The organism is Micromonospora orduensis (genome assembly GCF_006228125.1).
In the GTDB taxonomy this organism is placed as follows: domain Bacteria; phylum Actinomycetota; class Actinomycetes; order Mycobacteriales; family Micromonosporaceae; genus Micromonospora; species Micromonospora orduensis.
The window spans coordinates 1-1,091 of sequence record NZ_VDFY01000198.1 but is presented as its reverse complement, the minus strand read 5'-3'; the positions used below and the strand labels follow the sequence as shown (position 1 = coordinate 1,091).

The 1,091-nt window shown below is 68.7% G+C and carries 1 protein-coding gene; it reads left to right on the top strand.

The annotated features are described in order from the left end of the window. Positions 1-106: 106 nt before the first annotated feature. Positions 107-1,091 (top strand): IS481 family transposase (locus tag FHG89_RS22865; protein ID WP_139586462.1); only part of this gene is annotated, 985 nt, incomplete at its 3' end.

Genomic DNA, 1,091 nt, shown 5'->3' with positions numbered 1-1,091 from the left:
TGTTCTGTGCATAGACGTTGGTGACGGGTCGGATCTTGAACGGGTGAGGACCTCCGGGGTAGGTGTGGAGCTACCAGACAGCCGCACCTGACCCGTGGAGGTCCTCATGGTCCACCGTAACGCCCCCTTGTCAGAGACCGGGAGGCTGCGCCTTGCCCGTTGTGTCGTCGACGACGAGTGGCCGTTACGCCGCGCCGCGGAACGCTTTCAGGTCAGCGTGAACACGGCGAAGCGGTGGGCCGATCGCTACCGCGTCGACGGCGCGGCGGGCATGGCCGATCGGTCCAGTCGGCCGCACCGTAGCCCGTCACGCACGGCCGCGCCGGTCGAGCGCAAGGTGTTGCACCTGCGCGCCAAGCGACGGTGGGGTCCCGCGCGTATCGGTGGCCGGCTCGGGCTCGCCGGATCCACCTGCCACGCGATCCTGCGTCGTGCCGGCGTCGCCCGCCTGGCTCACCTCGACCGCGCCACCCGTGAGCCGATCCGCCGATACGAACACAGCACACCGGGCGACCTGGTCCACGTCGATATCAAGAAGCTCGGCAACATTCCCGACGGCGGCGGCTGGCGCACCCAGGGCCGCGCTCGCGGCAAACTCAACCGCACCGCCACCCCCGCACACACCACCGACGCGTGGGGCGGCGCCCGGCTCGGCTACGCCTACCTGCACACCGCGATCGACGACCACTCACGGCTGGCCTACACCGAAATCCTTCCCGACGAACGCCAAGACACCGCTGCCGCGTTCTGGCAACGCGCCCACGCCTGGTTCAGCTCATCCGGAATCACCGTCCGCCGCGTCCTGACCGACAACGGCTCCTGCTACAAATCCCGCCTCTGGCACGACACCTGCACCCAACTCGGCGTCACCGTCAAGAAGACCCGCCCCTACCGGCCACAGACAAACGGCAAGGTCGAGCGTTTCCACCGGACCATGACCGACGAATGGGCCTACGCCAAGCCCTACCGATCCGAGACCGCCCGACGAGCGGCCCTACCCGCCTGGCTCCACACCTACAATCACCACCGCCACCACACCGCACTCGGCGGCCCACCCGCCAGCCGCGTCCCCAACCTCTCTGGACAGAACA